This window comes from Streptomyces sp. NPDC000134 (assembly GCF_042899225.1).
Lineage (GTDB): Bacteria > Actinomycetota > Actinomycetes > Streptomycetales > Streptomycetaceae > Streptomyces.
The window spans coordinates 237234-263983 of sequence record NZ_JBIAZN010000001.1 but is presented as its reverse complement, the minus strand read 5'-3'; the positions used below and the strand labels follow the sequence as shown (position 1 = coordinate 263983).

Below are 26750 nucleotides of genomic sequence, written 5' to 3'. Positions count from 1 at the left end.
TCGCACGACGGGCCCCTTGTGTCCGTTTTCCACGGTTACTTCGTGTTCTCGCCCGACTACTTCTTGGCCTTGCCGGACGCCGCGCCGTCGTCGCTGGAGAGGACGGCGATGAAGGCTTCCTGCGGAACCTCCACGGAACCCACCATCTTCATCCGCTTCTTGCCTTCCTTCTGCTTCTCCAGCAGCTTGCGCTTACGGGAGATGTCACCGCCGTAGCACTTGGCGAGGACGTCCTTGCGGATGGCGCGGATGGTCTCGCGGGCGATCACCCGGGAGCCGATGGCGGCCTGGACCGGCACCTCGAAGTTCTGCCGCGGGATCAGCTCCTTGAGCTTGGCGACGAGCCGGACGCCGTACGCGTACGCCTGGTCCTTGTGGGTGATCGCCGAGAAGGCGTCCACCTTGTCGCCGTGCAGCAGGATGTCGACCTTGACCAGGCTGCTGCTCTGCTCGCCGGTGGGCTCGTAGTCCAGCGACGCGTACCCCCGCGTCTTGGACTTGAGCTGGTCGAAGAAGTCGAAGACGATCTCCGCGAGCGGGAGGGTGTAACGGATCTCGACCCGGTCCTCGGAGAGGTAGTCCATGCCGAGCAGGGTGCCGCGCCGGGTCTGGCACAGCTCCATGATCGCGCCGATGAACTCGGTGGGCGCCAGGATCGTGGCCCGCACGACCGGCTCGTGGACCTCCGCGATCTTCCCCTCGGGGAACTCGCTCGGGTTGGTGACCGTGATCTCCTCGCCGTCCTCCAGGGTCACGCGGTAGACCACGTTGGGCGCGGTGGCGATCAGGTCGAGGCCGAACTCGCGCTCCAGGCGCTCCCGGATCACGTCCAGGTGCAGCAGGCCCAGGAAGCCGACGCGGAACCCGAAGCCGAGGGCGGCGGACGTCTCCGGCTCGTAGACCAGGGCCGCGTCGTTGAGCTGGAGCTTGTCCAGCGCCTCGCGCAGCTCGGGGTAGTCGGAGCCGTCCAGCGGATACAGGCCGGAGAAGACCATCGGCTTGGGGTCCTTGTACCCGCCGAGGGCCTCGGTGGCGCCCTTGTGCATGCTGGTGACGGTGTCACCGACCTTGGACTGGCGGACGTCCTTCACACCGGTGATGAGATAGCCCACCTCGCCGACGCCGAGGCCGTCGGCGGGCAGCATCTCCGGGGAGTTGGTGCCGATCTCCAGCAGCTCGTGGGTCGCGTTGGTGGACATCATCCGGATGCGCTCACGCCTGTTGAGCTGGCCGTCGATGACCCGGACGTACGTCACGACACCGCGGTAGGAGTCGTAGACCGAGTCGAAGATCATCGCGCGGGCGGGGGCGTCCTTGACGCCGACCGGGGCCGGGATCTCGGCGACCACCTTGTCCAGCAGCGCCTCGACGCCCAGACCGGTCTTCGCGGAGACCTTCAGGACGTCGCCGGGGTCGCAGCCGACCAGGTTGGCCAGCTCCTCGGCGAACTTCTCGGGCTGCGCGGCCGGCAGGTCGATCTTGTTCAGCACCGGGATGATCGTGAGGTCGTTCTCCATCGCCAGGTAGAGGTTGGCGAGGGTCTGCGCCTCGATGCCCTGGGCGGCGTCGACCAGGAGGATGGTGCCCTCGCAGGCGGCGAGCGACCGCGACACCTCGTACGTGAAGTCGACGTGCCCCGGGGTGTCGATCATGTTGAGGATGTGCGTGTTGCCCTTGTCGTGGGTCGGGGCCCACGGCAACCGCACCGCCTGGGACTTGATCGTGATGCCGCGCTCGCGCTCGATGTCCATGCGGTCGAGGTACTGGGCGCGCATCTGCCGCTGCTCGACCACACCGGTCAACTGGAGCATCCGGTCGGCGAGCGTGGACTTGCCGTGGTCGATGTGCGCGATGATGCAGAAGTTGCGGATCAGAGCCGGGTCGGTACGGCTCGGCTCGGGCACATGGCTAGGGATCGCGGGCACGCAGGGTCCTGATTCTTGAGGCGTCCGCAGTGTCTGCGGTCTCGGGTCGGATCGTTACGCAGCCTCCATGGTCCCACGGGCGGGGACCACCGGGGGGTGCGGGAGCGGCCGGGGGCCGGTTTGGGGCCCCGGACGGGCCGCTGGTAGTGTGGGGGGCTGTGTCTCATGCCCTCTCAGCGCGAGGCACATCCTCTGGAAATTCACCGGTGCGGGACCCGTGCGGCCCCGTGCCAGAACCTGAAAAGGCTCATTCGTGGCGAACATCAAGTCCCAGATCAAGCGGATCAAGACCAACGAGAAGGCCCGGCTGCGCAACAAGGCCGTCAAGTCCTCCCTGAAGACCGCGATCCGCAAGGCCCGCGAGGCCGCTGCCGCGGGTGACGTCGAGAAGGCCACCGAGTACCAGCGCGCTGCCGCGCGTCAGCTCGACAAGGCCGTCTCCAAGGGCGTCATCCACAAGAACCAGGCCGCCAACAAGAAGTCGGCGCTGGCGCAGAAGGTCACCGCCCTCAAGGGCTGAACCCCTTATCTGGTCCGACCGCCGGAAGGACCCGAGCGGGCCCTCTCTCATCCGCTCCCGACCGGCACCCCGGCATCCGCGCGCGGCCTGCGTTCGCCACGCGGGCGCGGATGCACCCGCTTGACCTGAAGACCCCGGCTCCCGTCCTTCCCCGGACGGGAGCCGGGGTCTTCGGTCTGCGGGAGCGTACGGAAGGGGCGGTGCGCGGCGGTGCGCGGGGGCGTGCGGGCGGCCATGCCGCGTTCGGGCGGTCGGGCTCGGCGTCGGACGCGGGCCGCGACCGGGCGTGGGGCGACCGGGCGTGGGGCGTCCGGGCGCGGGTCGACCGGGCGCGGGTCGACCGGGCGTGGGCGAATGTGGGGCGACCGGGCACGGGGCGTCCGGGCACGGGCGGGCGTGAGTCGTGCGGGCACGGGCGGGCGTGAGCCGTCGGGGCACGGGCGGGCATGGGTCGTCCGGGCCCGCGACCGGGCAAGTCCCGGGCATGGGCGGGCATGGGTCGTCCGGGCACGGGCGGGCACGCGTCGTCCGGGCAAGGGCGGGCGTGAGCCGTCGGGGCACGGGCGGGCCCGGGGGTGTCGGCTAGGCGCGGCCTCGGGAGCGGGCGGCTCGGGCGATGATGACCACGGCCTTCTCCAGGGCGTACTCGGGGTCGTCGCCGCCGCCCTTCACCCCGGCGTCCGCCTCGGCCACCGCGCGCAGCGCCACCGCGACGCCGTCCGGTGTCCAGCCGCGCATCTGCTGCCGCACCCGGTCGATCTTCCAGGGCGGCATGCCCAGCTCCCGCGCGAGGTCGGCGGGCCGGCCGCCGCGGGCGGAGGACAGCTTCCCGATCGCCCGCACGCCCTGTGCGAGGGCGCTGGTGATCAGCACCGGCGCCACGCCCGTCGACAGGGACCACCTGAGCGCCTCCAGCGCCTCGGCGGCGCGGCCCTCGACGGCCCGGTCCGCGACCGTGAAGCTGGACGCCTCGGCCCGTCCCGTGTAGTAACGCCCGACGATCGCCTCGTCGATCGTCCCCTCCACGTCCGCGATCAACTGGGACACCGCCGACGCCAGCTCCCGCAGATCGCTGCCGATCGCGTCGACCAGCGCCTGGCACGCCTCGGGGGTGGCCGAACGCCCCGCGGTCCGGAACTCGGCGCGCACGAAGGCCAGCCGGTCGGCCGGCTTGGTCATCTTCGGGCACGCCACCTCCCGCGCCCCCGCCTTGCGCGCGGCGTCCAGCAGGCCCTTGCCCTTGGCGCCGCCCGCGTGCAGCAGCACGAGGGTGATCTCCTCGGCCGGGGAGCCGAGGTAGGTCTTGACGTCCTTGACGGTGTCGGCGGACAGGTCCTGCGCGTTGCGTACGACCACGACTTTGCGCTCGGCGAAGAGCGAGGGGCTGGTCAGCTCGGCGAGGGTGCCGGGCTGCAGTTGGTCCGGGGCGAGGTCGCGTACGTCCGTGTCGGCGTCGGCGGCCTTCGCGGCGGCCACCACCTCCTGCACGGCACGGTCGAGCAGGAGGTCCTCCTGGCCCACGGCGAGCGTCACCGGGGCGAGAGGGTCGTCATTCGCAGTCTTCCTGGCCATCACGACACAGCATCGCACGCACCACTGACAACGGGGGCCGGGGCGAGGCCCCGGGGCCCGGTCAGGGGTCCTCGCGCCAGCCGTCCCAGCGGGACGCGAACTCGTCCAGCTCGGCCGGGTCCAGCCGTTCCCCCTCGTCGCGCAGGACGACCAGCCACTGGGCGTCCTCGGCGTCGTCCTCGCCGGCCAGCGCGTCCCGGACCAGCCGCGGCTCCTCGTCGGTCCCGAACCGCTCCCCGAGCGCCTCCGCCGCCTCTTCCGCCGCGTCCCGGTCGGGCAGCACCAGGACATGTCTCACATCACTCACGCCGGCCATTGTCCGACACCGGCGGTCCGGCACCGGCCGCGAGGTCAGCGGAGGCCGCGTCGATCACCACGTGCATCGCCGAGCGTTCCATGTCCTCGGCGACCCGGACCGCGCCCGCGAAGGAGTTGAACCGGCCGTGGACCCGGGCCGGCCGGATGACACCCTGTGAACCGAATTCACGTCCCCCGTCGCGTACTCCGCGCTTTCACTCGCTCGTCACCCGCAGCTTCTCCCCCGTGCCCGCGACCGCCAGGGCCCCGTCCCGATCCGTCCGCAGCACCGTCGTACCCCGGGCGCGCAGCGCCGCCAGCGTGCCGGGCGCCGGATGGCCGTACGGGTTGTCCTCGCCGGCCGAGACGAGCGCCACCCGTGGGGCCGCCGCCCGCAGCAGCCCGGGGTCCTGGTACGCCGAGCCGTGATGGGCCACCTTCAGGACGTCCACCTCCTTCAGCGCCGGGGCCGCCGGTGAGCGGGCCAGCGCCCGCTGGGCCGGTGGTTCCAGGTCGCCGAGGAGCAGCAGCCGCAACCCGGCCGTCCTGACCAGCAGGGTGACGCTGGCGTCGTTGGGCCCCTCCGGGGCCGGTGCGTCGCCGCCGGGTCCCGGGGCCGGTGGCGGCCAGAGGACCTGCCAGGACAGCGTCCCGGACCGCCGCTGCTCCCCGGCGACGGCGTGCCGTACCGGGACCCGGTGCGCCGCCGCCTGTCGGCGCACCGACGCCACCTGGTCCGGGGGTTCCTCGAAGGCGGTCGTCTCGATCCCGCCCACCGCGCGTCCCCGCAGCACCCCGGGCAGGCCGGTCACATGGTCGGCGTGGAAGTGGGTGAGCACGACGAGCGGGACACGGGTGACGCCGAGGGAGCGCAGGCAGCGGTCGACGAGCGCCGGGTCGGGTCCGGCGTCCACCACCACGCCCGTGCCCGGACCGGCCGCCAGGACCATCGCGTCGCCCTGCCCCACGTCGCACATGGCGAGCCGCCAGTCCGGTGGCGGCCAGGCGGTGAGCACCCGGGTCAGCGGCGCCGGCCGCACCACCGCCAGCGCCAGCAGCACCGCGCAGACCCCGCACCACCACGGATGCCGCAGCAACCGCCGGCCCGCGAACAGCACGCTCGCCGTCAGCAACGCCAGCAGCGCCGCCCCCGCCCAGCCTCCGGGCCAGTCCACCCCCGCGCCCGGCAGCCCCGCCCCCGTCCGGGCCACCGAGGCCAGCCACTCCACTGGCCAACTCGCGCACCACGCCAGCGCCTTCGCCACCGGCATCGCCAGCGGCGCGGTCGCCAGCGCCCCGAAGCCGAGGACCGTGGCCGGCGCGATCGCGAACTCCGCCAGCAGGTTGCACGGCACCGCCACCAGGCTCACCCGCGCCGACAGCACGGCGACGACCGGCGCGCACAGCGCCTGCGCGGCGGCAGCGGCGGCCAGCGCCTCGGCGAGCCGGGGCGGCACCCCCCGCCCGCGCAGCGCGGCACTCCAGCGCGGGGCCAGCGTGAGCAGGGCCCCGGTGGCCAGCACGGAGAGCAGGAAGCCGTAACTCCGGGCGAGCCGGGGGTCGTGGAGCACCAGCAGCAGCACCGCCGTCGCGAGCGCCGGGAGCAGGGACCGGCGGCGCCCGGTGGCCAGGGCGAGCAGCGCGACGCAGCCGCAGGCCGCCGCCCGCAGCACACTCGGGTCCGGCCGGCACACGATCACGAACCCGAGCGCGAGCGCACCGCCGAGCAGCGCGGTGGTCCGCAGCGAGATGCCGAGCCGGGGGGCCAGTCCCCGGCGCTCGCTGTACTGGGCCAGTCCGGGCGGACCCAGCAGCAGGGCCAGCAGGATCGTGAAGTTGGCCCCGCTCACGGCCAGCGTGTGCGCGAGGTCGGTCTCCTTGAACGCCTCGTCCAGTTCGGGGGTGACGCGTGCCGTGTCCCCGACGACCAGCCCCGGCAGCAGCGCCCTGGCGTCCGTGGACAGGCCGTCGGTGGCCTGCCGCAGCCCGGCGCGCAGCCGGCCCGCGAGGCGCTGCGCTCCCGACGGTCCGGCCACGACCTGCGGTTCCCGACCGCCCCGGACCCGCAGCACGGCCGCGATCCGGTCGCCGTCCACCGCCGGGGGCGCCGACCGCGCGGTGATCCGCAGCCTGGTGCCGGGCAGCAGGCCGAGCCACGGCGAGGCACGGGTCCGGCCGGCCGTCGGCCCCGGCGGCGGGGCGCCCGCGTCGACGATCATCAGCACCGGTGTCCGGGTCGCCACCGCCGTCCCGTCCGTCCGCTCCACGCGCCGGACCTCGGCGTCGATCAGTACGGCGGGCGGGGCCGCTCGGTCGCCGCGGACCCGGGGGCGGGTGAACCGCGGGTCGGAGGTCAGCTCCACCTCGGCGGTGACGGTGGCGTGCCGCCCCGCCAGCTCCGGCACCGGCCCCCGGTGCAGGTCCGCGCCGTGCAGCCCGGCCGACGCGGCGGACGCGGCGGCACACAGCAACAGGGCGGCGAGCGCGGGCCGGTGCCCCTCCCCCACCCGCCGGACCGCCGCTCCGGCACCTCCCGTCCCGCGTCCCCTCCACCACCACACCGTGCCGAGCACACCGCCCACGGCCGCGCAGCCCGCCACCGCGCCGACCGCCCAGCCGGGCGACCGGCCCAGCAGCAGGGCCGCCGTCGCCCAGGCCGCCAGGGCCGGCGGTACCAGCCGCAGGTCCGGCGGGCCCTCCTGCCGGGGGCGGGAGGCGCCGAGCCGTTTCCCGGAGGCGGCGTGTACGGCCGACCGCTCCCGCGCCGGGGACGCTGCGGGCGGGCGGCTCATGGCCGGACCAGGTCGCGCAGGTCGGCGAAGCGCCGCTCACCGATGCCGTCGACCTCGCGCAGTTCGTCCACCGAGCGGAAGCCGCCGTGCTCGGTGCGGTAGCTGACGATGTGTCCGGCGAGCACCGGGCCGACTCCCGGCAGGGTGTCGAGCTGTTCGACGGTCGCCGTGTTCAGGGAGAGGGGAGCCGCGGGCGCCGCCCCCGGTGCCGCCCCCGTCGCGCCACCGGCCGGGCCGGCGCCTCCGCCGGCACCCGTACCCGCACCCGCACCCGCGACGGCCGTGCCGACGCTCACCTGCTCGCCGTCCACGAGGAACCGGGCCCGGTTCAGCGAGTCGGTGTTCGTACCCGGACGGACACCACCGGCCGCGCGCAACGCGTCCTCGACCCGTGAACCGGCCGGCAACCGGTGGACCCCCGGCTCCCGCACCTTGCCGCTGACATCGACGACGATCTCACCACCGGGAGCACCGGAGGCGCCGGAAGCACCGGGAGCACCGGGAGCACCGGGGCTGGCCGTGGCCCCCGGCCCACCTGGGCCCACGGCCTTCGTGCTCGCCGCCTTCCCTCCCCCCTCCTCTCCTCCATAGGCCGCCGTCCCCACCACTTCGGGCGGGCGCACGGTCTCGGTGCGGCCGGTCCAGAAGTGCTGCGCCGCGAGCCCGGCGGCGGCGACCAGCACGACGGTCAGCGCCAGCACACCGCGCCGCTCCAGACCGCACCGCGTCTGCAACCACACCGGCATCCGCTCCCGCAGCGCGAGCCGGAGCCGCTCCCGCCGGGAACCGCCCCCGACAGTCGCATGGACAGCCGCCTCGGCACCCGTCCCGGCGACCGCCGCCCCGCCACCGGGGCCCTCGTCCCCCACGTCGACGGGCTCCGCCCGCCCCGGCGGTCCCTTTCCCGACTCCTGCCACTCCCCCGGCAGTTCGGCGCGCTCGTCGTGCCGCGCGAACAGCGTCTCCGCCCGGCGCCGCAGTTCCTGAGCCGACGGGTGCCGGCCGTGCCGTACCGGGCCGCGCGCACGGGGTGCACGGCGATGCCGGACCCGGCCGTCGGAAGCGGGGGCGCGGCCGGGACCGCTGGTCGCGGCCGACATGCGTGAACGTGATCGAAGTGCCATGCGGCGAGAATCCGACACCTCGGCACTATCGCGATGATCATGGTCGATTTCCGGGGATCACCAGCCGGTTGTGGAAAACTCCATCACCCGTACGAGCGACCAGCCTTGGCGGAAGCCGGAGCCGGCCCTCAGCTCACCGAGGCGAAACCACGACCCCCAGCAACCCGGGCCCCGTGTGCGCCCCGATCACCGCCCCCACCTCGCTCACATGCAGGTCGGCCAGCCCGGACAGGCGGGTGCGCAGCCGGTCCGCGAGGGCCGACGCCCGTTCCGGGGCGGCGAGATGGTGGACGGCGATGTCGACCTGCGCGCCGCCCGCCCGGTCGGCGACGATCTCCTCCAGGCGGGCGATCGCCTTGGAGGCGGTACGCACCTTCTCCAGGGGTTCGATCCGGCCGCCGCCCAGTTGCAGCAGGGGCTTCACCGCGAGCGCGGAGCCGAGCAGCGCCTGCGCGGCCCCGATCCGGCCGCCGCGCCGCAGGTAGTCGAGGGTGTCGACGTAGAAGTAGGCGGAGGTGCCCGCGGCCCGTTTCTCCGCCGCGGTGACGGCCTCGTCCACGGTGCCGCCGCCCTCCGCCGCCTCGGCCGCGGACAGCGCGCAGAAGCCGAGGGCCATCGCGATCATGCCGGTGTCCACGACCCGTACCGGGACCGGTGCCTCGCGGGCCGCGAGGACCGCCGCGTCGTACGTGCCGGAGAGTTCGGCGGAGAGGTGGAGGGAGACGATGCCGGTGGCGCCGGTCCCGGCGATCTCGCGGTAGGTCCGGGCGAACAGCTCGGGGCTGGGCCGGGAGGTGGTGACCGGGCGCCGCTTCTGCAGGGCCTGGGCCAGCGAACGGGTCGAGATCTCGGTGCCCTCTTCCAGGGCCCGGTCGCCGAGGACGACGGTCAGCGGTACCGCGGTGATGCCGTGGCGCTCCATCGTCCGGGCCGGCAGGTAGGCCGTTGAATCGGTGACGATCGCGACATGGCGGGACATGAGCTGGAGGTTACCTGCCGTAGTGGCCGCGCGGCAGTCCGGCCCCGGCCACCGGTGGGGCACGCGCACGTCACCCGCGCGTCACCCGCGCGCTCAGGTCGTGCTCTCCGGCCGGGCCTTCTTCTGCCAGGGGTGGACCGGGCGCGGACGGGACCGGTCGAGGGCGGGCGGCGCCGGCTCCTCGGCGGGGGCCGGCCGCGCGGCCGGCTGGTCGTCGGCGGCCGGGGCCTCGGGCCACGGGGGCTGCGTCGAGGAGGGCTCCGTCCGGGTCCAGTGCCGCAGGGCGCCCGCCTCTAGGTCGATCTGCGCGCTCAGGGTGTCCAGGTCGTCGTCCGCGAACCGGCGGGCCCGGTCGCGGGCCGCCCAGCGCAGGGAGTCCGCCGCCTGGGTGATGCGCTCGGTGCGCTCCCGCAGCCCGGGGAGGCGCTCGGCGAGCGTGGCGCGGTCGGGCTCGGACTCCAGGCGCCGCAGCTCGCCGTCGAGTTCGTGGCCGTGGGCGCTGAGCCGCTCGAAGAGGGCGAGGGACTCCTTGAGGGACGCGTCGTCGGACGCGCCCGCGTGCAGCGCGTCCTGGGTGGCCCGCATCGAGGAGCGCAGGGTCAGCCGGAGCTGGGCGAGTTCGCCCGCCGGGCCGACCTGGACGAGGGACTTGGCCCGCAGGGTGTGCTCCTCGACCGTGCGGCGGGCCTGGGTGATGCCGCGGTCCACGCCCCGCTTGGCGGCGCCGACGGCCTTCACCGTGGCGTAGGCGCCGAGGAGGACCATCAGCACGAAGAGGAGGGCGACGACTGCGAGCGCTGTTTCCACGTGTTCCTCCTCGGGCCCTGCGGACATGGCGCGCTGCCCACCGCGCCACTCTTCCACCGTAAACGCAGCGGGCAGGTCCGGAGTTCCGTCAGAACCCCGAACCTGCCCGTAGGGGACCACCCCGAGACGCGGGCGGCTACGCAGGCACGATGTTCACCAGCTTCGGCGCGCGCACGACGACCTTGCGGATTCCGGCCCCGTCCAGCGCGGCCACGACCTTCTCGTCGGCCAGCGCGACCTTCTCCAGTTCCTCGGCGGAGATGGCCGGGGAGACCTCCAGGCGGGCCTTGACCTTGCCCTTGACCTGCACCACACAGGTGACGGTGTCGTCCACGACGTAGGCCGGGTCGGCGACCGGGAAGTCCTGGTGGACGACCGAGTCGGGGTGGCCCAGCTTGCGCCACAGCTCCTCGGCGATGTGCGGGGCCAGCGGCGCCACCATCAGCACCAGGGACTCGGCGACCGTCCGGGAGACCGGGCCGCCGGTCTTGGTCAGGTGGTTGTTCAGCTCGGTGACCTTGGCGATGGCGGTGTTGAACCGCATGCCCTCCAGGTCGCCGCGCACGCCGTCGATCGCCTTGTGCAGCGCCCGCAGCGTCTCCTCGTCCGGCTCGGCGTCGACGACGGTGACCTCGCCGGTGCTCTCGTCCACGACGTTGCGCCACAGCCGCTGCAGCAGCCGGAACTGGCCCACCACCGCGCGGGTGTCCCACGGCCGGGAGACGTCCAGCGGGCCCATCGCCATCTCGTACAGGCGCAGCGTGTCGGCGCCGTACTCGGCGCAGATCTCGTCCGGGGTGACCGCGTTCTTCAGGGACTTGCCCATCTTGCCCAGCAGCCTGGAGACCTGCTCGCCCTGGTAGTAGTAGGCGCCGTCGCGCTCCTCCACCTCGGTGGCCGGCACCGCGATCCCACGCGCGTCCCGGTAGACGTACGCCTGGATCATGCCCTGGTTGTACAGCTTGTGGAACGGCTCGGCCGAGGAGATGTGCCCCAGGTCGTACAGCACCTTGGACCAGAAGCGGGCGTACAGCAGGTGCAGCACGGCGTGTTCGGCGCCGCCGACGTACAGGTCGACGCCGCCGTGCGGCTGGCCCTCGCGCGGGCCCATCCAGTACCGCTCGATCTCCGGGTCGACCAGCTTCTCGGAGTTGTGCGGGTCCAGGTAGCGCAGTTCGTACCAGCAGGAACCGGCCCAGTTGGGCATGGTGTTGGTCTCGCGGCGGAACCGGCGCGGGCCGCGGCCGTCGCCCAGGTCCAGGGTGACGTGGACCCAGTCCTCGTTGCGCGACAGCGGGGTCTCGGGCTGGGTGTCGGCGTCGTCCGGGTCGAAGGTGCGGGGGCTGTAGTCCTCGACCTCGGGCAGCTCCAGCGGCAGCATCGACTCGGGCAGCGGGTGGGCGATGCCCTCCTCGTCGTAGACGATCGGGAAGGGCTCGCCCCAGTAGCGCTGGCGGCTGAACAGCCAGTCCCGCAACCGGAAGTTGACGGTGCCCTCGCCGATGCCCCGGGCGGCCAGCCACTCGGTGATGCGCGCCTTGGCCTCGATGACGCCCAGACCGTCCAGGGAGACGTCCGCGCCGGCGGAGTTGACGATCTTCGCGTCGTACGAGACGAAGGCGTCGTCCCAGGCGGTGGTGTCGGTGCCGCGGCCGTCGGTGGGCTCGACGACGCAGCGCACCGGCAGCTCGAAGGCGCGGGCGAAGGCGAAGTCCCGGGTGTCGTGGGCGGGGACGGCCATGATCGCGCCGGTGCCGTAGCCCATCAGGACGTAGTCGGCGATGAAGACCGGGATCTTCTCGCCGTTGGCCGGGTTGGTCGCGTACACGCCGGTGAAGACACCGGTCTTGTCCTTGGCCTCGGCCTGCCGCTCGACGTCGGACTTCGCGGCGGCCTGCGCGCGGTAGGCGGCGACGGCGTCGGCGGGGGTGGCGTGCCCGCCGGTCCACGCCTCGCGGGTGCCCTCGGGCCAGGCGGCCGGCGTGAACTTCTCCACCAGGGGGTGTTCGGGGGCCAGCACCATGTAGGTGGCGCCGAACAGGGTGTCCTGGCGGGTGGTGAAGATCGTGATGTGGTCGCCGTCGACGGGGAAGTCGACGCGGGCGCCCTCGCTGCGGCCGATCCAGTTGCGCTGCTGCAGCTTGATGGCTTCGGGCCAGTCCAGCTCCTCCAGGTCCTCCAGCAGGCGGTCCGCGTAGGCGGTGATCCGCATGTTCCACTGGCGCAGCTTGGCCTTGAACACCGGGAAGTTGCCGCGCTCGGAGCGGCCGTCGGCGGTGACCTCCTCGTTGGCCAGCACGGTGCCCAGGCCGGGGCACCAGTTGACGGGCGCGTCGGAGGCGTAGGCCAGGCGGTACTCGCCCAGGACGTCGGCGCGCTCGGCGTCGGTCAGCTCGTTCCAGGCGCGGCCGCCGGGGACCTCCCGCTCACCGGCCTCGAACTGGGCGACCAGCTCGGCGATCGGGCGGGCCCTGCGCGCCTCGTCGTCGTACCAGGAGTTGAAGATCTGCAGGAAGATCCACTGGGTCCACTTGTAGTAGTGCGGGTCGATCGTGGCGAACGACCGGCGCTTGTCGTGGCCCAGGCCCAGCCGGCGCAGTTGGCTCTGCATGTTCTTGATGTTGGCCTCGGTCGACACGCGCGGGTGCGTGCCGGTCTGCACGGCGTACTGCTCGGCGGGCAGGCCGAAGGCGTCGAAGCCCAGGGTGTGCAGGACGTTGTGGCCGGTCATCCGCTGGAAGCGGGCGAAGACGTCGGTCGCGATGTACCCCAGGGGGTGGCCGACGTGCAGGCCCGCGCCGGACGGGTACGGGAACATGTCCATGATGAACTTCTTGGGCTTGGCGACCGTCTCCGGGTCGCCCGCCAGGTCACCGCTCGGGTTCGGTGCCGCGTAGGTGCCCTCGGCGTCCCAGAAGTCCTGCCAGCGTGCCTCGACCTCGGCCGCCAGGGCGGCCGTGTAGCGGTGCGGCGCGGCCACCTCGGCGGTGGCAGCGGGGTTCGTCTCGCTCATGATCCTCAAAGCTCCATCGATCGTCTTCGCCTGCGGCTGCGACTTTCGTCCAGGACGGCCGTCCGGGACGGAAATGAAAAATCCCCTCGCACAGGAGGGGACGCCGCGCCGATGCCGACCTACCGGAGCGCCGGTGGTCGGTACTGATCAGCGCGGCTCGCTAAGCAGAAGGCGTACGGCACGCATGGCGTCAGGGTACCGCAGCCGCCTGGCGGGCCGCGACGCGCTGCCACGGGAATCCGGACGGCGGTACGAGGCCGTGCGATAACGGCCCGATAACTCCAGTACGGGGCGTGCTGCCGCTGTCCGAGGGGGCCGGGTCCCCGAGGGGCGTCCCGGGCGGCGGCGCGGCGGCGGACGGAAGCCCGCCGTGGAAACGAGAAGATCCCCCGGTCCCTGCGGACCGGGGGATCTTTCTTCTTGTGGAGCTAAGGAGAATTGAACTCCTGACCTCCTGCATGCCATGCAGGCGCTCTACCAACTGAGCTATAGCCCCTTATGGTGCTTCCGCCGGTTTCCCCGGCGGCGACGCCAACTTTACACGGTCCCCCGGGCCCAACACCAAATCGTTTCCGCTCTGCCCGATTTGCCCTTTTGTTCAGCTCCGTGGATCACGCGGTGACGAAGGAGTAGAACCTCTTGAGCGTGCAGTGCTCCTCCAGCAGCCGGCCGTAGATCGGCTCGCCCTCGAGTTCGCGGTACGTCTCGATCGGGTCGCCTTTTATGATCAGCGCCCGCGCGCACTCCTCGCACCAGTACTGGTACTCGGGGTTGATCGGTTCCATGTCCCGGACGATCGGGGTGCCGCTCCCGCACCAGTCGCACTTCCGCCTGTGCGCGCCCATGCATCAGCTCCAGCCATGGCCGCAGGCGGTGCACACGTACGAGATGCCGCCGTTGTCCCCGAGGACCTGGGCGACGTGCGCGGAACCGCAGGAAGGGCAGTGGAGACGGGTGGCAGTGTTCCGTGTCGACAACGCTCGGCGGAGGCCGTCGACCTCCTCGCGGATGCTCGCAGGCATCGCCACTCCCTCCCGTCGGGCCGCGCCCCCTTCCGGCCATTTGATTCTGCCACGACCGGACCGACACGGTCAGCGACGCCTCAGTACCAGTCCGGACACGGCGTTCCGGCGGACCTCCGCGGAGGTATACGCCGCCGGGGCGGCGATCGCTCGATCGGTGGCCGCTCGATCGGTGGCCGCTCGATCGGTGGCCGACGAAAAAATCCCGCCCCCCTAAGGGGACGGGATTCATCCGTGGAACCAAGTGGAGCTAAGGAGAATTGAACTCCTGACCTCCTGCATGCCATGCAGGCGCTCTACCAACTGAGCTATAGCCCCTGGGCCGGTGTTCTTCCCGCTCGGCGGGGCGAACAAGAAGAACTTTAGCCTGCGACCTGCCGGAAAGTGAAATCCGGGTCCCGGCAGGTGTCTCAGTCGTCGTCGCCGAGCACCGGCTCCGGCAGGGTGCCGGCGTTGTGCTCCAGCAGGCGCCAGCCGCGGGCGCCCTGGCCGAGGACGGACCAGCAGCAGTTGGTCAGGCCGCCCAGGCTCTCCCAGTGGCCGGACTCCAGGCCGAGAAGGCGCCCGATGGTGGTGCGGATGGTGCCGCCGTGGCTGACCACGACGAGCGTGCCGTCCTCGGGGAGCTTCTCCACGTGCCGGAGCACCACGGGGGCGGCGCGGTCGGCGACCTCGGTCTCCAGTTCGCCACCGCCCCGGCGGACGGACTCGCCGCGCTTCCAGGCGGCGTACTCCGCGCCGTACCGGGCGATGATCTCCTCGTGCGTCAGGCCCTGCCAGACGCCCGCGTAGGTCTCCCGCAGGCCCTCGTCGAGGGCCACCTCCAGGCCGGTGAGGGCGGCCAGCTCGGCCGCGGTGTCCGCGGCCCGGGAGAGGTCGGAGGCGACGATCGCGTCGGGCTCGCAGGCCGCCAGCAGCCGGGCCGCCCGGCGGGCCTGGGCCACGCCGGTCCCGGTCAGCCCGACGTCCGTGGTGCCCTGGAAGCGGCGCTCCACGTTCCAGGCGGTCTGGCCGTGCCGCCAGAGGATGATGCGGCGGCCCCGGCCGGCCCGGCCGGAGGTCACCTCACCGGTCGCGCTCATCGCCACTCCCCGCCCGGCTCCCCGGACTCCTCGGCGGCGCGGGCGCGGGCGTGCTCCTCGCCCTTGCCGCGGGTGGCCTTGGCGTCGGCCGGCAGGTCCAGCTCGGGGCAGTCCTTCCACAGCCGCTCCAGGGCGTAGAAGACGCGCTCCTCGCTGTGCTGGACGTGTACGACGATGTCGACGTAGTCGAGGAGGACCCAGCGGGCCTCCCGGTCGCCCTCGCGGCGCACCGGCTTGGCGCCCAGCTCCTTGCTGAGCCGTTCCTCGATCTCGTCGACGATCGACTTGACCTGGCGGTCGTTGGGGGCGGAGGCCAGCAGGAAGGCGTCCGTGATCGACAGCACGTCGCTGACGTCGTAGGCGATGATGTCGTGCGCGAGCTTGTCGGCAGCGGCCTGGGCTGCGGTGGTGATCAGTTCAAGGGAGCGGTCGGTCGCGGTCACTACGTGGCTTTCGGTCGGCGGTCACTTGACACCAGGGTCTCATGACCGCCGACCTCGCCTCAGATGATCACGCACGGTCACGAGGACGGCCGGTAGTCCTGGCCGAGGACGACCGACACCCGCGCGTTGGCGGGCACCTCGCCCTTGGCGACCGCGCCGGCGGGCAGGCCGAGGGTCTTGGCGACCTCGGTGGCCTGCTCCTTGTCGGCGGCGTCCGCGTAGCGCACCTCGGAGGTGGCCTCGGTGGCGGAGGCGGTGCCGCCCTCCAGGAAGGTGAAGCCGCCGTTGAGCAGGACGACCCGGGCCTTGGCGGTGTCGCCCTTGTCACCGGTGGCGTTGCGCACCGAGACGCTGACCGCCGCGTCCTCGTCGGGGCTCTTGGCGGTGCCGCCCAGGACGTCCTTGACGACGTTGTCGGCGGTCTCGGCGCTGAGCGTGCCGTCGTCCTGGACGGGCAGCAGGGTCGTCGTGTAGTCGCCGCCCTTGGCGCGGTCGGCGAGCCCGGCGAGGAAGGCGCCGAGGTCCTTGTCGGTCAGCGGCGGGTCCAGGATCATGCCCAGCGTCTGGACGGTGGTCGTCGCGGCCCCCGGGTCGGAGGAGAGCTTGCGCAGCACCGCCTGCATGACCTGACCGAACCGCTTGAGCTGGGCGTCCTGCGCCTCGCCGGGGCCCTGGTGGGTGGCGTAGGCGACGGCCATCTTGCCGCTGAGGGTCTGGTCCTCGCCCCGGTGGACGAGGGTGGCGGGGTCCTTGCCCTTGGCGCCGGGGTCGGGCACGTCGGCGTCGGTGTCGACGTCGATGTTGCCGACCAGGTCGACGAGGTTCTGCAGGTACGGCGTGTCCAGCCGCCAGGTGCCCTCGATGTCGGTGCCGAGGGCGGAGTCCAGCGCGGCCTGGGTGGCGTCCGGGCCGGCGTCGACCGACTTGGCCAGCGTGGTGGCGCTGCCGTCGTCGCCGGTCAGCGCGAGGGCGTTGGGCACCAGCACGGTGGTGCCCCGCTCGGTGGTGGTGTTGTCCACCAGCAGGGCCGTGGAGGTCTCGCCGCCGTCGGTGTCGTGCAGGTGGACGGCGATCACATCGCGTTTCTGGGCGCCCGCCGCCGCCGTACCACCCGTCGCGGAGTCGGACGAGGACAGGCCGGGGAGCTTTCCGGCGTACCAGAGGTAGCCGATCCCGCCGACCGCCACCAGGGCGAGGACGACGCCGAGGGCGACGGCACGCGCCCGTGCGCGGCGCCGGGCCTCCTCGCGGCGCTCGGTGCGGTTCTCGGTGAACTTCATCCAGTCGATGACGTCCTCCGAGTCGCCGTCCGGCTCCTCGACGAAGGCGAACTGCTCGGTGCGGTAGTCCGGTTCGGCCGCTTCCCGCGGTTCCTCGGGCGGACCCGCCTGCTGCGGGATGCGGGCGGTCTGCTCGGCCACCGCGGGCTGCGCGGCGGCCCCCGCCCGGCCGTAGGGGTCGTCGTGGACCGCCGGCTCGGGCGCCGCCTGGGCGTACGGGTCGTAGCCGTAGGCGTCCTGGGCGGGGACCGGCGGCTGCTGTCCCGTGTCCGGGGTGCCGTAGGGGTCGTAGGGCTGCTGCTGGGCGTACGGGTCGTAGCCGTAGCCCTGTTGGTGCTGTTGCTGCTGCTGTCGGTACTGCTGCTGCGCGTACGGGTCGTACGGCTGCTGCGGGACGGCGGGCTGCGCCGGGGGCCGGCCGTAGACGGGCCGGCCGTACTCGTCGTAGCCGACGAGTTCGTACGGGCCGTCGGGACCGCTGCCGTACCCCGCGTCGTACCGGCCGTCATGGCCGCTGCCCTGTCCCGCGCCGTACGGGCCGTCCTGACCGCTGCCGTATCCCGCGTCGTACTGGTCGTTCACCGGTGGGGGCCCCTCTCGGCTCAGTCGCCGCGGTACAACTGGCGCTTGTCGATGTAGCGCACGACTCCGTCCGGCACCAGATACCAGACGGGGTCGCCCTTGGCGACTCTCGCACGGCAATCGGTGGAGGAGATGGCGAGGGCGGGGACCTCGACGAGCGAGACGCCGCCCTTGGGCAGTCCCGCGTCCGTCAGCGTGTGGCCGGGCCGGGTGACTCCGATGAAGTGTGCCAGGGAGAAGAGTTCCTCACTGTCGCGCCAGGTGAGGATCTGGGCGAGCGCGTCGGCGCCGGTGATGAAGAACAGGTCCGTGTCCGGGTTGAGGGCGCGCAGGTCGCGCAGGGTGTCCACGGTGTAGGTGGGGCCGCCGCGGTCGATGTCGATGCGGCTGACCGAGAACTGCGGGTTCTCGACGGTGGCCACGACCGTCATCAGATAGCGGTCCTCGGCCGCGGAGACCTCGCGGTCGCTCTTCTGCCAGGGCTGCCCGGTGGGCACGAAGACCACCTCGTCGAGGTGGAACTGCGCGGCGACCTCGCTGGCCGCCACCAGGTGCCCGTGGTGGATCGGGTCGAAGGTGCCGCCCATGACGCCGAGGCGGCGCCGGCCGCTGCCGGGGCCGGTGGCCCGGCCGGGGGCCGGGCGGTGTGCTGCGCCGCCCACCGTGCCGTCTTCCGCGTCGTGCGCCGGGCCGGTAGGCATGTCCTGCTCTCCCATGCGTGCAGACCCTACCGGCCCGGCGTGCGAGCCTCGGCCGCCAGTTCCCCCCTGCGGCGCCCGCGCGGGCGCCGGGCGCGGGTCAGCGGTCGCGGTTGAAACGCGTGGTGACCCACAGCAGGAGCAGCAGGATGACGAGGGCGCCGCCGCCGGTCAGGAAGGGGCTCAGGCTCTGATGGTTGCCCCCGTGCCCCTCGCCCTCGGCGGCGAGGGTGACCAACTGGGCAGCGGTGCTGTGGATGCTCATCATCGGCAGGGACCTATCAGGTGTGGGCGGGATAAAGACGTCGGCTCATGGTATGCGGGCGCCCCTGGGGTGATCACGCCGACTCCGCCGTTGGGGACGCCCCCGGCGTCCCGGGGAACCTTCCGCCGGCCTCAGTCGTCCTTCCGCTTGTAGCCCCGCAGCAGGAACCACGCGGTCAGCACGGAGCCCAGCACCATCACGATCAGGACGATCCGCAGCAGGTTGCCCGAGCCCGGCTGCCCGGCGGCGGTCGCGGCCTCGGCGAGCCAGGCGGGGTGGGGGACGTGCGCCATGTCGTGGACTCCTTCGCTGTACTGCCCGTCCACGGTATCTCGGCCTAGGCTGGGCGGTGCCTCGGGGGCGCCAAGGACGGACAAAGACCCGCACAGGGTTCACAGCGGGCCATCGACACGCACATGGGGGAAGACATGTCCGAAGGGCACGAGCACAACGGGCACGAGCAGGTGCCCGGCAGGCAGCGCAGGCGCTTCTCCGGGATCTCCTCGCGTGCGTACGAGCATCCGGCCGACCGCAGCGCCCTGGTGGCCCTGCGCAAGCTGAGCGGTTTCGACACGGTGTTCAAGGCCCTCAGCGGCCTGCTGCCGGAGCGGAGCCTGCGGCTGCTGTTCCTGTCCGACTCGGTGCGCGTCTCGGACCGGCAGTTCGCCCATCTGAACGACATGCTGCGCGACGCCTGCTACATCCTGGACCTGGAGAAGGTCCCCCCGATGTACGTCAACCAGGACCCGCAGCCCAACGCGATGTGCATCGGCCTGGACGAGCCGATCATCGTCGTCACCACGGGTCTGGTGGAGCTGCTCGACGAGGAGGAGATGCGGGCGGTCATCGGGCACGAGGTCGGGCACGCGCTGTCCGGTCACGCGGTCTACCGGACCGTCCTGCTCTTCCTGACCTCGCTCGCCGTCCGGGTCGCCTGGATTCCGCTGGGCAACCTGGCGGTCATGGCGATCGTGACCGCGCTGCGCGAGTGGTTCCGCAAGTCGGAGCTGTCCGCCGACCGCGCGGGACTGCTGGTCGGCCAGGACCTGCGGGCCTCCATGCGCGGCCTGATGAAGATCGCCGGCGGCAACCACCTGCACGAGATGAACGTGGACGCCTTCCTGGAGCAGGCCGAGGAGTACGAGGCCGGCGGCGACCTGCGCGACTCCGTGCTGAAGATCCTCAACGTGCTGCCGCGCTCCCACCCCTTCACCACCGTCCGGGCCGCCGAGCTGAAGAAGTGGCAGGCGTCCCGGGACTACCAGCGGATCATGGACGGGCACTACCCGCGGCGCGCGGAGGACAAGGACACCTCGGTCCGCGACTCCTTCCGCGAGTCGGCCTCCAGCTACGCGAGCAACGTCCGCGGTTCGAAGGACCCGCTGATGAAGCTGGTGAACGACATAGCCGGCGGGGCCGGGGACCTCGGCGACCGGGTGCGGCGCGGCTTCGGCGGCTTCACCGCCACCCAGCCCAGGCCGCCGAAGGACACCGGCGGCTCCGAGGGCCGCTCGGCCGGGCCGGACGGGGCGGACGGCGGCGACGGGACCGGCGGTCCGGGCGGCGGGACCGGCGGTCCGGGCGACGGGACCGGCGGTCCGGACGCGCCGCGGCCACCGCGCGGCTGACCTCCGGGCGCACGGCGGCCGGCCGAGCACCCCTTGCCCTGGCTACACCCTCGGCTGCGCCCGCTCCGCCAGCGAGCCGCACAGGGCGGTCGCGCCGTCCGTGGTGTACGGGTCGGTGCCGGCCGGGCCGCCCCGCTTGGCGGTCTGGCCGGCCAGCAGCGGGCGCAGCCGGCTCGCGGAGTCCTCGGCGCAGGACAGCGGCCCGGCCTGGACGTAGGAGACGGTGAGCCGGGCCTGGTGCAGCCGCAGGTCGTCCCGGTCGAAGCGGAAGTGCAGCTCGCGCCGGACGGTGAACAGGGAGACCTCGGCCCGGTCGTCGCCGGCGGGCCGCAGCGGATAGACGAAGGTGTGGTCGGCGGTGACCTCCAGGGTGGAGGCGTCGCTCTCCACGGCGTGCAGCGAGCCCTGGGCGCGGACCTGGTCGTCGGCCAGTTCGGTGCGGGCCGGGTCGAAGCGCACCAGCCAGCCGGTGGCCGCGTGCCGTCCGTCGGCGGCGGGCCGGTCGAAGCTCTCGTCGAACTGGTCGAGCTGGTCGGGGTCGAGGAGTATCCGCACCGAGCGGACCGCTCCCCCGGTCAGCACCTCCGGGTCCAGGGCGGAGCGGACGACGTAGTTCTTGGCGGTGATCAGGGCGTTCATGACCTGCTCGTCCGAGAAGTGCGCGGTGCTGCGCGCGGACGGCAGCGGCACCCCCTCGGCGCCCACGCGGAACTGGGCGGCGGGACTGTGCGCGTACAGCTCGTCGGCGTCGGCGGCGCCGGGCACCCGGCCCTGCGGCGCCAGCGGGACGACGGTCATCCGCAGCGGTTCGTCGGACTGCCCGGCGGCCGGGTTCTGGTACGGGTGCCGGACGCCCATGTAGATCGCGGTGCCGAAGGCGAGGGCGATCAGCACGACCAGGATCAGGGCCTGCCGGGACAGTCCCCGGTGCAGGGGCGCGCGGCGGCGCACGGCGGGCGCGTGCTCGGTGATGCGCTCGTCGGCGGAGAACTCCTGGAGCTGGGCAGCGCGGACGAACGACTCGTCGAAGACGACGGATCGGTACTCGTCCTCACCGCCTCCGGGGGCGCCCTCGGGTGTCCCCTCAGGCGGGTCTGAAGGCCCTCCCATGTCTTCAAGGGTAGGTCGCGGGACGCCCGGATAAACGCCCTGGTACGCGCCAACTTCCGGCGGATTCCCGGCAGGGCCGGGACCGGGCGGGGAAGCGGCCGCCCGGGAGCCGTTCAGGGAGTGCGCGGAATCACCGGGACGGGGGGTGCGGAGTGGTCGGCGGAGGCGGAGGGGCTGGCCGCGCCCTCGGGTTCGGTGCCGCCCCGCTCGGGTCGGGTGGAGGCGGGCGGCGGGGCCTGCTCGCGGTCGCCGTCGGAGGAGGCGCCCCGGTAGACGGCGGCGAAGGCCAGCGCGACCATGCCGACGCCCATGACGAGGGCGAGCAGCCAGGCGACGGGGCGGTGCCAGCGGGCCTGTCTGCCGTAGGTGCCGGGGGCGCCGTAGGGGCGGTCGAGCAGGTCGACGTCCTCGTCGGGGTCGTCGTGGCCCAGGTCGCGGCCGTAGCCGCCGTACCCGTCGTCGTAGCGGGGGCGGGAGCGGCGGGCCTCGGCCTCGAAGGCTTCGGCCCTGGCCTCGGCGGCGGCCAGGAGGCGCTCGACGGCGGTCGGCTCGTGCACCGGGGCCGCCCGCACGAACTCCTCGTCGAAGACCACGGAGGCGAACTCTTCGTCCGACACCCCGCGGTCGTGGTCGTCGTCGGGCTCCCAGCCGTCCGGGAACGGCGTGCCCCCCACGTCCTCCGGCACGGCTCCAGAGTAGACCTGGGGGGTCATTTTGGGCAGACCGTACGGAAATTGATCCGCTGGGTGAGACAGGTGCGCGGGGGGGATCAGCGCCGTACGTGGCCGTCGCCGGTGACGATGTACTTGGTGCTGGTCAGCTCCGGCAGGCCCATCGGGCCGCGGGCGTGCAGCTTCTGGGTGGAGATGCCGATCTCGGCGCCGAAGCCGAACTGGCCGCCGTCGGTGAACCGGGTGGAGGCGTTCACGGCGACGGTGGTGGAGTCGACCAACTGGGTGAAGCGGCGGGCGGCCTGCTGCGAGGTGGTGACGATGGCCTCGGTGTGGCCGGAGGTCCACAGCCGGATGTGCTCCACGGCCCTGTCGAGGGAGTCGACGACGGCGGCGGCGATGTCGTAGGAGAGGTACTCGGTCTCCCAGTCCTCCGGGGTGGCCTCGACGACAGCGGCCCTGGAGTCCTTGGCGTACGCCATCACCCGCTCGTCGGCGTGCACGGTGACCCCGGCGTCGGCGAGGGCGTCGAGGGCGCGGGGCAGGAAGTCGGCGGCGATGTCCTGGTGGACCAGGAGGGTCTCGGCGGCGTTGCAGACGCCGACCCGCTGGGCCTTGCTGTTGACCAGGATGTCGACGGCCATGTCGAGGTCGGCGGCGGCGTCGACGTAGACGTGGCAGTTGCCGGTGCCGGTCTCGATGACGGGGACGGTGGACTCCTGGACGACCGTGTTGATCAGGGAGGCGCCGCCGCGCGGGATGAGGACGTCGACCAGGCCGCGGGCGCGCATCAGCTCGCGGACGCTGTCGCGGTTCTCGCCGGGGACCGCCTGGACGGCGTCGGCGGGCAGTCCGGCGCCGCCGACCGCGTCGCGGATCACCCGGACCAGGGCGGTGTTGGAGGCGTACGCGGAGGAGGAGCCGCGCAGCAGGACCGCGTTGCCGGACTTCAGGCAGAGGGCGGCGGCGTCCACGGTGACGTTGGGCCGGCCCTCGTAGATGATGCCGACCACGCCGAGCGGGACGCGGACCTGGCGCAGGTCGATGCCGTTGGGGAGGGTGTTGCCGCGGACCACCTCGCCGACCGGGTCGGGCAGCGCCACGACGTCCCGTACGTCGCAGGCGATGGTCCGCACCCGCTCCGGGGTGAGGGTCAGCCGGTCGATGATGGCCTCGGCGGTCCCGGCCTCGCGGGCCCTGGCCACGTCCGCCGCGTTGGCCTCGACGATCTCGCTGGTACGGACCTCCAGCGCGTCGGCGACGGCGAGCAGCGCGTCGTCCTTCGCGGCCCGCGGCAGCGGCGCGAGGTCGGCGGCGGCGGCCTTGGCCCGGTAGGCGGCGCGGGTGACCGGGGTCATCGAGTCGTACGGCGAGAGCGTGGTCATGGGGGAAGGGTAGTGCGCCGGGCGGCGGCGTCCGGAGCGTGTTCCACACCCCGAGACACCCCGGCCGGCGGGTCAGAACGGGTGGACGCCGACCGGGGTCGCCGGGGCCGGGCCGTAACCGGCGGCGATGCGCTGGTGGTAGGTGGCGCGGTCGATGACCTCCAGGCCGACGATCTCCCAGGGCGGCAGGCCCGCGGTCTGCCGGTGCTCGCCCCACAGGCGCAGGGCGACCGCCGCGGCGTCGTGCAGGTCGCGGGCCTCCTCCCAGTACCGGATCTCGGCGTGGTCGTCGGCGTATCTGCTGGTCAGCAGGAAGGGGTGGTCGTGGGCGAGCTGCTCAAGGGCGCGCCGCACCTCGGGCAGCGGGGTCCGGGCGCCGGAGACGCTGAGGGTGACGTGCCACAGGCGGGGGGTGTCCCGGGGGTCCTCGCCGCGGTAGCGGTCCCCGGCGGCGACGCTGGTCAGGGCGCGTTCCTCGGGCGCGCGGGAGCCGGTACCGCCACGGGAGCCGGTAGCACCGCGGGAGCCTGGACCGCCGCGGGACGCCGCCGCCCCCGGGCGCACTCGTCTCACGACGGCCTCCTTCTCGCACGCTGACGGCCCCGCTGATCGGCCGGGGCTGGTCTCTGGGAAAAGTTGAGCAGGCCACAACGCGTCGCGGGGCGGTTTTGCGGAACGTCCACCACCGGTGCGGGGACGATTCCGCCCATTACGGGTGCAGGATCACCAGATCGTCCCTGTGTACGACCTCGCGTTCGTACGCGGGTCCGAGTTCGCGGGCCAGTTCCCGGGTGGAGCGGCCGATGAGCCGGGGGATCTCCTTGGCGTCGAAGGTGACCAGGCCCCGGGCCACCGCGCGCCCCTCGCCGTCCCGCAGTTCGACCGGGTCGCCCGCGCCGAACTCGCCCTCGACGGCGGCGATCCCGGCCGGCAGCAGGGACTTGCGGCGCTCGACCACGGCCCGTACCGCCCCGTCGTCCAGGGTGAGCGCGCCCTGCGGGGTGGAGGCGTGCTGGAGCCAGAGCAGGCGGTCGGCGGAGCGCTTGCCGGTGGGGTGGAACCAGGTGCCGGTGTCCTGGCCGCTGAGCGCGTCGGCGGCGTGCACCGCGCTGGTCAGCACCACCGGGATGCCGGCGGCGGCGGCGATCCGGGCCGCCTCGACCTTGGTGGCCATGCCGCCGGTGCCGACGCCCGCCTTGCCGGCGCTGCCGATCTCGACGCCGGCCAGGTCGGCGGGCCGGCGGACCTCGGCGATCCGGGAGGTGCCGGGCCGGGCCGGGTCGCCGTCGTACACGCCGTCCACGTCGGAGAGGAGGACCAGCAGGTCGGCGTGGACGAGGTGGGCGACGAGGGCGGCGAGCCGGTCGTTGTCGCCGAAGCGGATCTCGTCGGTGGCGACGGTGTCGTTCTCGTTGACGATCGGGAAGGCGCCCATCGCGAGCAGTGCGTCCAGGGTGCGCGAGGCGTTGCGGTGGTGGGCGCGGCGGCTCATGTCGTCGGAGGTGAGGAGGATCTGGCCGACGCGGACGCCGTAGCGGGCGAAGGAGGCGGTGTAGCGGGCGACCAGCAGGCCCTGGCCGACGCTGGCGGCGGCCTGCTGGCGGGCCAGGTCCCGGGGGCGGCGGCGCAGCCCGAGCGGGGCGAGTCCGGCGGCGATGGCGCCGGAGGAGACGAGGACGATCTCCCGCTCCCCGCCGCCGCGCACCTTCGCCAGGACGTCGACGAGCGCGTCGACCCGGTCGGCGTCCAGGCCCCCGGCCGCGGTGGTCAGCGACGAGGAACCGACCTTGACGACGATCCTGCGGGCCTCGCCCACGGCCTGCCTCACTGCTGCCACCTGCGCTCTTCCCCTCGCGTCCGAACTCACTCCGCAACTTACGCGCATCCTGACCGGTGGCGCGCTCCGTATCAAACGGCGGACAGGCGCACCGGGGGCGAGAGTCCGGCGGGGAGGAATCAGAGACCGGCGACGCCCCTGATCCAGTCGAGACTGGTGGGGACGGTAGCGGCCAACATCGGGCCGACGCAGACGTTGTCGCTGTTGCTGTAGTAGACGCCTGAGGTCACACCCACCTGGTACCGCTTGCCGTCGACCAGCTTGAACTGGGGACCTCCGGAGTCACCGGAGCAGGCCATGCCGTTGCCCTTGGAGCTGAGGATGCCGCGGCCCACGCCCAGGACATCCCTGCTGTTGATGTCGCTCACCTTGATCGTCGCCGGCTTCAGGCTCTTCGAGGCCGCGCCGCCTATCTTGCTTTGTGAGCCCCGTCCGAAGATGTAGTTGGTGCCGCCTTCGACCGGGCTGGCGCTCGCCAGACGGACATGCTCCGCGTTCGCCTCGCGCGTCAGATGGAGCGGGGCAATGTCGTGTTCGCCCCGCAGCTTGATGTCATCGACCTGAATGACTCCGCCGCCGTCATTGAACTGCGTGCTCTTGACCCGGACCTGGATCTTGGAGGCGTCCTGGCCGATGCCCGTGGAGGAGAAGCAGTGCTTCGCCGTCAGCGTTCGGCGATAATGGAACCAGTGCACAGCAGATTGCCGCGCCCGCTGCCCTCGTCGGCGTTGCCGTAGAGGATCGCGGCGATGCCGTCTGCAGAAGCGGCCGCCTCTCCGTTCACCACCGTCGGGGATTCGGTCAGCCCTTTCCCCGAGGTGCCCACCGGGAAAGCCAGGTCGAGTTCCTCGTCGGCCACTGCGGACGGTACGCCCGCGCCGAAGAGGCTCACTGGGGCCGTCGACCGCTGTTCGCGCTCACACTGAAAATCCACTGAACGACTGTTGAATGCACTACCGCATGGCGACATCCCCATTTTTACTGCCACATATAAACCTGAACTGGTGATTGCACGCAAAATGGCTACATACAGCCTCTCGTTCTGATTTCCTGCCGCAACTCCGTGCAGCAGCATTAGCAGATCCACGGAGACAGCAGCATGACTGCCTCAGCGACAGCCGACTGAGGTAAAATTCAGCGGTACTCGGGGAGAACCGAATAGTATCCATGGAAAGGATGATGCATATCGTGTGGGGTGAATACCCCACGGGGAGCGCACGCAACGCCATACAGGGATACGTATCCGCGCTGAGACGCCTACTGACGTCAGCTTCCGGTGCGAAAATAGAAACGAGCCCACAGGGATATGCGATCAGGGTCGATAAGGAGCAGGTTGACCTCTATCGCTTCCGTCGCCTCACCGAAAGCGCCCGGAATGCGGACGCAGTAAACGCGAGTGCGCTGCTGGAATAAGCTCTGGAACTGTGGCAGGGCCCCCCGTTCACTCATCGGGTCACAGAGGCGAGCGGACGCGCTGAAGGTGTTCCACGACACCCGGCATCATCTCGTGCGCGAGTTGGGTGTCGAACCAGGTGACCTCCTGCGCGGCACGCACGAGCGGATACTCCGCGATCCGGTCGAGGCGCCCGCCGGGGGTTGACGCGGTGGGGGGGGGGGGCCCCCCCGCGGGGGGCCGCCCCCCCCCCCCCCCCCCCCCCCGCCCCCCCCCCCCCCCCCCCCCCCCCCCCCCCCCCCCCCCCCCCCCCCCCGCGGGGCCG

General features: G+C 72.6%; 25 protein-coding genes and 2 tRNA genes. 3 read left to right on the top strand and 24 right to left on the bottom strand.

Annotated features, from left to right (window positions below; translation table 11 throughout):
- Window positions 1-56: 56 nt before the first annotated feature.
- A complete protein-coding gene (gene lepA, locus ACFY32_RS01130) occupies window positions 57-1925 on the bottom strand; it encodes a translation elongation factor 4 (RefSeq protein ID WP_390673109.1) in 1869 nt (622 codons plus the stop codon).
- A 253-nt stretch (window positions 1926-2178) separates the two neighbouring features.
- Here lepA and rpsT point away from each other — a divergent pair, with 253 nt between their 5' ends.
- Window positions 2179-2445: a 30S ribosomal protein S20 gene (gene rpsT, locus ACFY32_RS01125; RefSeq protein WP_359191700.1), complete on the top strand. Its 267-nt coding sequence runs from the start codon at window positions 2179-2181 to the stop codon at window positions 2443-2445.
- A 582-nt stretch (window positions 2446-3027) separates the two neighbouring features.
- Here the strand turns inward: rpsT and holA are convergent.
- The 16 genes from holA to ACFY32_RS01045 all read right to left on the bottom strand — a co-directional run bounded on the left by holA (window position 3028) and on the right by ACFY32_RS01045 (window position 18694).
- Complete coding sequence (holA, locus tag ACFY32_RS01120) at window positions 3028-4017, bottom strand: DNA polymerase III subunit delta (protein WP_359191703.1); 990 nt, start codon at window positions 4015-4017, stop codon at window positions 3028-3030.
- A 61-nt stretch (window positions 4018-4078) separates the two neighbouring features.
- The gene (locus ACFY32_RS01115) at window positions 4079-4333 is read right to left on the bottom strand and encodes a hypothetical protein (protein WP_359191706.1); all 255 of its coding nucleotides are present in this window, start codon (window positions 4331-4333) and stop codon (window positions 4079-4081) included.
- Between the two features lie 196 nt (window positions 4334-4529).
- A complete protein-coding gene (locus tag ACFY32_RS01110; RefSeq protein ID WP_390673108.1) occupies window positions 4530-7106 on the bottom strand; it encodes a ComEC/Rec2 family competence protein in 2577 nt (858 codons plus the stop codon).
- Window positions 7103-8230 (bottom strand): helix-hairpin-helix domain-containing protein, encoded by a 1128-nt coding sequence (locus tag ACFY32_RS01105; RefSeq protein ID WP_390673107.1) that lies wholly within the window; start codon window positions 8228-8230, stop codon window positions 7103-7105. The genes ACFY32_RS01110 and ACFY32_RS01105 overlap by 4 nt, the downstream gene beginning before the upstream one ends.
- A 133-nt stretch (window positions 8231-8363) precedes the next feature.
- Window positions 8364-9209: a DegV family protein gene (locus ACFY32_RS01100; protein ID WP_359191715.1), complete on the bottom strand. Its 846-nt coding sequence runs from the start codon at window positions 9207-9209 to the stop codon at window positions 8364-8366.
- A gap of 93 nt (window positions 9210-9302) precedes the next feature.
- Window positions 9303-10043, bottom strand: a complete 741-nt coding sequence (locus ACFY32_RS01095) for a hypothetical protein (protein ID WP_390673106.1) — start codon at window positions 10041-10043, stop codon at window positions 9303-9305.
- A gap of 109 nt (window positions 10044-10152) precedes the next feature.
- Window positions 10153-13029 carry a leucine--tRNA ligase gene (gene leuS / locus ACFY32_RS01090; RefSeq protein WP_359191721.1) on the bottom strand — a complete coding sequence of 959 codons (2877 nt, stop codon included), beginning with the start codon at window positions 13027-13029 and terminating at the stop codon, window positions 10153-10155.
- Window positions 13030-13452: 423 nt separating this feature from the next.
- Window positions 13453-13525 (bottom strand) — tRNA-Ala (locus ACFY32_RS01085).
- A 115-nt stretch (window positions 13526-13640) separates the two neighbouring features.
- Entirely contained in the window at window positions 13641-13874 is a 234-nt protein-coding gene (locus tag ACFY32_RS01080) for a hypothetical protein (RefSeq protein WP_004931461.1), read from the bottom strand.
- Window positions 13875-14296: 422 nt separating this feature from the next.
- Window positions 14297-14369 (bottom strand) — tRNA-Ala (locus tag ACFY32_RS01075).
- Window positions 14370-14461: 92 nt separating this feature from the next.
- Window positions 14462-15133 carry a histidine phosphatase family protein gene (locus ACFY32_RS01070; RefSeq protein ID WP_390673105.1) on the bottom strand — a complete coding sequence of 224 codons (672 nt, stop codon included), beginning with the start codon at window positions 15131-15133 and terminating at the stop codon, window positions 14462-14464.
- Window positions 15130-15576: a ribosome silencing factor gene (gene rsfS / locus ACFY32_RS01065; protein WP_359191727.1), complete on the bottom strand. Its 447-nt coding sequence runs from the start codon at window positions 15574-15576 to the stop codon at window positions 15130-15132. Before rsfS ends, ACFY32_RS01070 begins: the two co-directional genes overlap by 4 nt.
- 77 nt (window positions 15577-15653) lie before the next feature.
- A complete protein-coding gene (locus ACFY32_RS01060) occupies window positions 15654-17438 on the bottom strand; it encodes an LCP family protein (protein ID WP_390673104.1) in 1785 nt (594 codons plus the stop codon).
- Window positions 17439-17458: 20 nt separating this feature from the next.
- Complete coding sequence (gene nadD, locus ACFY32_RS01055; protein ID WP_359191733.1) at window positions 17459-18154, bottom strand: nicotinate-nucleotide adenylyltransferase; 696 nt, start codon at window positions 18152-18154, stop codon at window positions 17459-17461.
- An 82-nt stretch (window positions 18155-18236) separates the two neighbouring features.
- Window positions 18237-18401 (bottom strand): hypothetical protein, encoded by a 165-nt coding sequence (locus tag ACFY32_RS01050; protein WP_359191735.1) that lies wholly within the window; start codon window positions 18399-18401, stop codon window positions 18237-18239.
- A 131-nt stretch (window positions 18402-18532) separates the two neighbouring features.
- Window positions 18533-18694 (bottom strand): hypothetical protein, encoded by a 162-nt coding sequence (locus ACFY32_RS01045; protein WP_359191738.1) that lies wholly within the window; start codon window positions 18692-18694, stop codon window positions 18533-18535.
- A gap of 135 nt (window positions 18695-18829) precedes the next feature.
- On the opposite strand from ACFY32_RS01045, the gene ACFY32_RS01040 reads away from it, so the two are divergent.
- Entirely contained in the window at window positions 18830-20029 is a 1200-nt protein-coding gene (locus tag ACFY32_RS01040) for a M48 family metallopeptidase (protein WP_359191741.1), read from the top strand.
- A gap of 42 nt (window positions 20030-20071) precedes the next feature.
- Here the strand turns inward: ACFY32_RS01040 and ACFY32_RS01035 are convergent, their stop codons facing one another.
- The 7 genes from ACFY32_RS01035 to ACFY32_RS01005 all read right to left on the bottom strand — a co-directional run bounded on the left by ACFY32_RS01035 (window position 20072) and on the right by ACFY32_RS01005 (window position 26119).
- The gene (locus ACFY32_RS01035; protein ID WP_390673103.1) at window positions 20072-21139 is read right to left on the bottom strand and encodes a hypothetical protein; all 1068 of its coding nucleotides are present in this window, start codon (window positions 21137-21139) and stop codon (window positions 20072-20074) included.
- Between the two features lie 113 nt (window positions 21140-21252).
- Window positions 21253-21852 (bottom strand): hypothetical protein, encoded by a 600-nt coding sequence (locus ACFY32_RS01030; protein WP_359191746.1) that lies wholly within the window; start codon window positions 21850-21852, stop codon window positions 21253-21255.
- A gap of 56 nt (window positions 21853-21908) precedes the next feature.
- Window positions 21909-23195 (bottom strand): glutamate-5-semialdehyde dehydrogenase, encoded by a 1287-nt coding sequence (locus tag ACFY32_RS01025; protein WP_359191749.1) that lies wholly within the window; start codon window positions 23193-23195, stop codon window positions 21909-21911.
- Between the two features lie 72 nt (window positions 23196-23267).
- On the bottom strand, window positions 23268-23768 hold the full coding sequence (locus ACFY32_RS01020; protein ID WP_390673102.1) for a hypothetical protein: 501 nt from the start codon (window positions 23766-23768) through the stop codon (window positions 23268-23270).
- A 136-nt stretch (window positions 23769-23904) separates the two neighbouring features.
- Entirely contained in the window at window positions 23905-25011 is a 1107-nt protein-coding gene (gene proB, locus ACFY32_RS01015) for a glutamate 5-kinase (protein ID WP_359191939.1), read from the bottom strand.
- A 140-nt stretch (window positions 25012-25151) separates the two neighbouring features.
- Window positions 25152-25727, bottom strand: a complete 576-nt coding sequence (locus ACFY32_RS01010) for a trypsin-like serine protease (protein ID WP_390673101.1) — start codon at window positions 25725-25727, stop codon at window positions 25152-25154.
- Window positions 25697-26119: a hypothetical protein gene (locus ACFY32_RS01005; protein WP_390673100.1), complete on the bottom strand. Its 423-nt coding sequence runs from the start codon at window positions 26117-26119 to the stop codon at window positions 25697-25699. Before ACFY32_RS01005 ends, ACFY32_RS01010 begins: the two co-directional genes overlap by 31 nt.
- Window positions 26120-26428: 309 nt before the next feature.
- Between ACFY32_RS01005 and ACFY32_RS01000 the strand changes: the two genes are divergently transcribed.
- On the top strand, window positions 26429-26632 hold the full coding sequence (locus tag ACFY32_RS01000) for a BTAD domain-containing putative transcriptional regulator (protein WP_390673099.1): 204 nt from the start codon (window positions 26429-26431) through the stop codon (window positions 26630-26632).
- Window positions 26633-26750 lie beyond the last annotated feature (118 nt).

Excerpts from the sequence above, each read along its gene's own strand:
- ACFY32_RS01035 (WP_390673103.1), bottom strand. The coding sequence starts at position 21,139 with ATGGGAGGGCCTTCAGACCCGCCTGAGGGGACACCCGAGGGCGCCCCC.
- leuS (WP_359191721.1), bottom strand. The coding sequence starts at position 13,029 with ATGAGCGAGACGAACCCCGCTGCCACCGCCGAGGTGGCCGCGCCGCAC.
- ACFY32_RS01110 (WP_390673108.1), bottom strand. The coding sequence starts at position 7,106 with ATGAGCCGCCCGCCCGCAGCGTCCCCGGCGCGGGAGCGGTCGGCCGTA.
- nadD (WP_359191733.1), bottom strand. The coding sequence starts at position 18,154 with ATGGGAGAGCAGGACATGCCTACCGGCCCGGCGCACGACGCGGAAGAC.
- ACFY32_RS01040 (WP_359191741.1), top strand. The coding sequence starts at position 18,830 with ATGTCCGAAGGGCACGAGCACAACGGGCACGAGCAGGTGCCCGGCAGG.
- ACFY32_RS01115 (WP_359191706.1), bottom strand. The coding sequence starts at position 4,333 with ATGGCCGGCGTGAGTGATGTGAGACATGTCCTGGTGCTGCCCGACCGG.
- ACFY32_RS01095 (WP_390673106.1), bottom strand. The coding sequence starts at position 10,043 with ATGTCCGCAGGGCCCGAGGAGGAACACGTGGAAACAGCGCTCGCAGTC.
- ACFY32_RS01070 (WP_390673105.1), bottom strand. The coding sequence starts at position 15,133 with ATGAGCGCGACCGGTGAGGTGACCTCCGGCCGGGCCGGCCGGGGCCGC.
- ACFY32_RS01080 (WP_004931461.1), bottom strand. The coding sequence starts at position 13,874 with ATGGGCGCGCACAGGCGGAAGTGCGACTGGTGCGGGAGCGGCACCCCG.
- holA (WP_359191703.1), bottom strand. The coding sequence starts at position 4,017 with ATGGCCAGGAAGACTGCGAATGACGACCCTCTCGCCCCGGTGACGCTC.
- ACFY32_RS01100 (WP_359191715.1), bottom strand. The coding sequence starts at position 9,209 with ATGTCCCGCCATGTCGCGATCGTCACCGATTCAACGGCCTACCTGCCG.
- ACFY32_RS01045 (WP_359191738.1), bottom strand. The coding sequence starts at position 18,694 with ATGGCGCACGTCCCCCACCCCGCCTGGCTCGCCGAGGCCGCGACCGCC.
- ACFY32_RS01050 (WP_359191735.1), bottom strand. The coding sequence starts at position 18,401 with ATGAGCATCCACAGCACCGCTGCCCAGTTGGTCACCCTCGCCGCCGAG.
- ACFY32_RS01105 (WP_390673107.1), bottom strand. The coding sequence starts at position 8,230 with ATGGCACTTCGATCACGTTCACGCATGTCGGCCGCGACCAGCGGTCCC.
- ACFY32_RS01030 (WP_359191746.1), bottom strand. The coding sequence starts at position 21,852 with ATGACCCCCCAGGTCTACTCTGGAGCCGTGCCGGAGGACGTGGGGGGC.
- ACFY32_RS01025 (WP_359191749.1), bottom strand. The coding sequence starts at position 23,195 with ATGACCACGCTCTCGCCGTACGACTCGATGACCCCGGTCACCCGCGCC.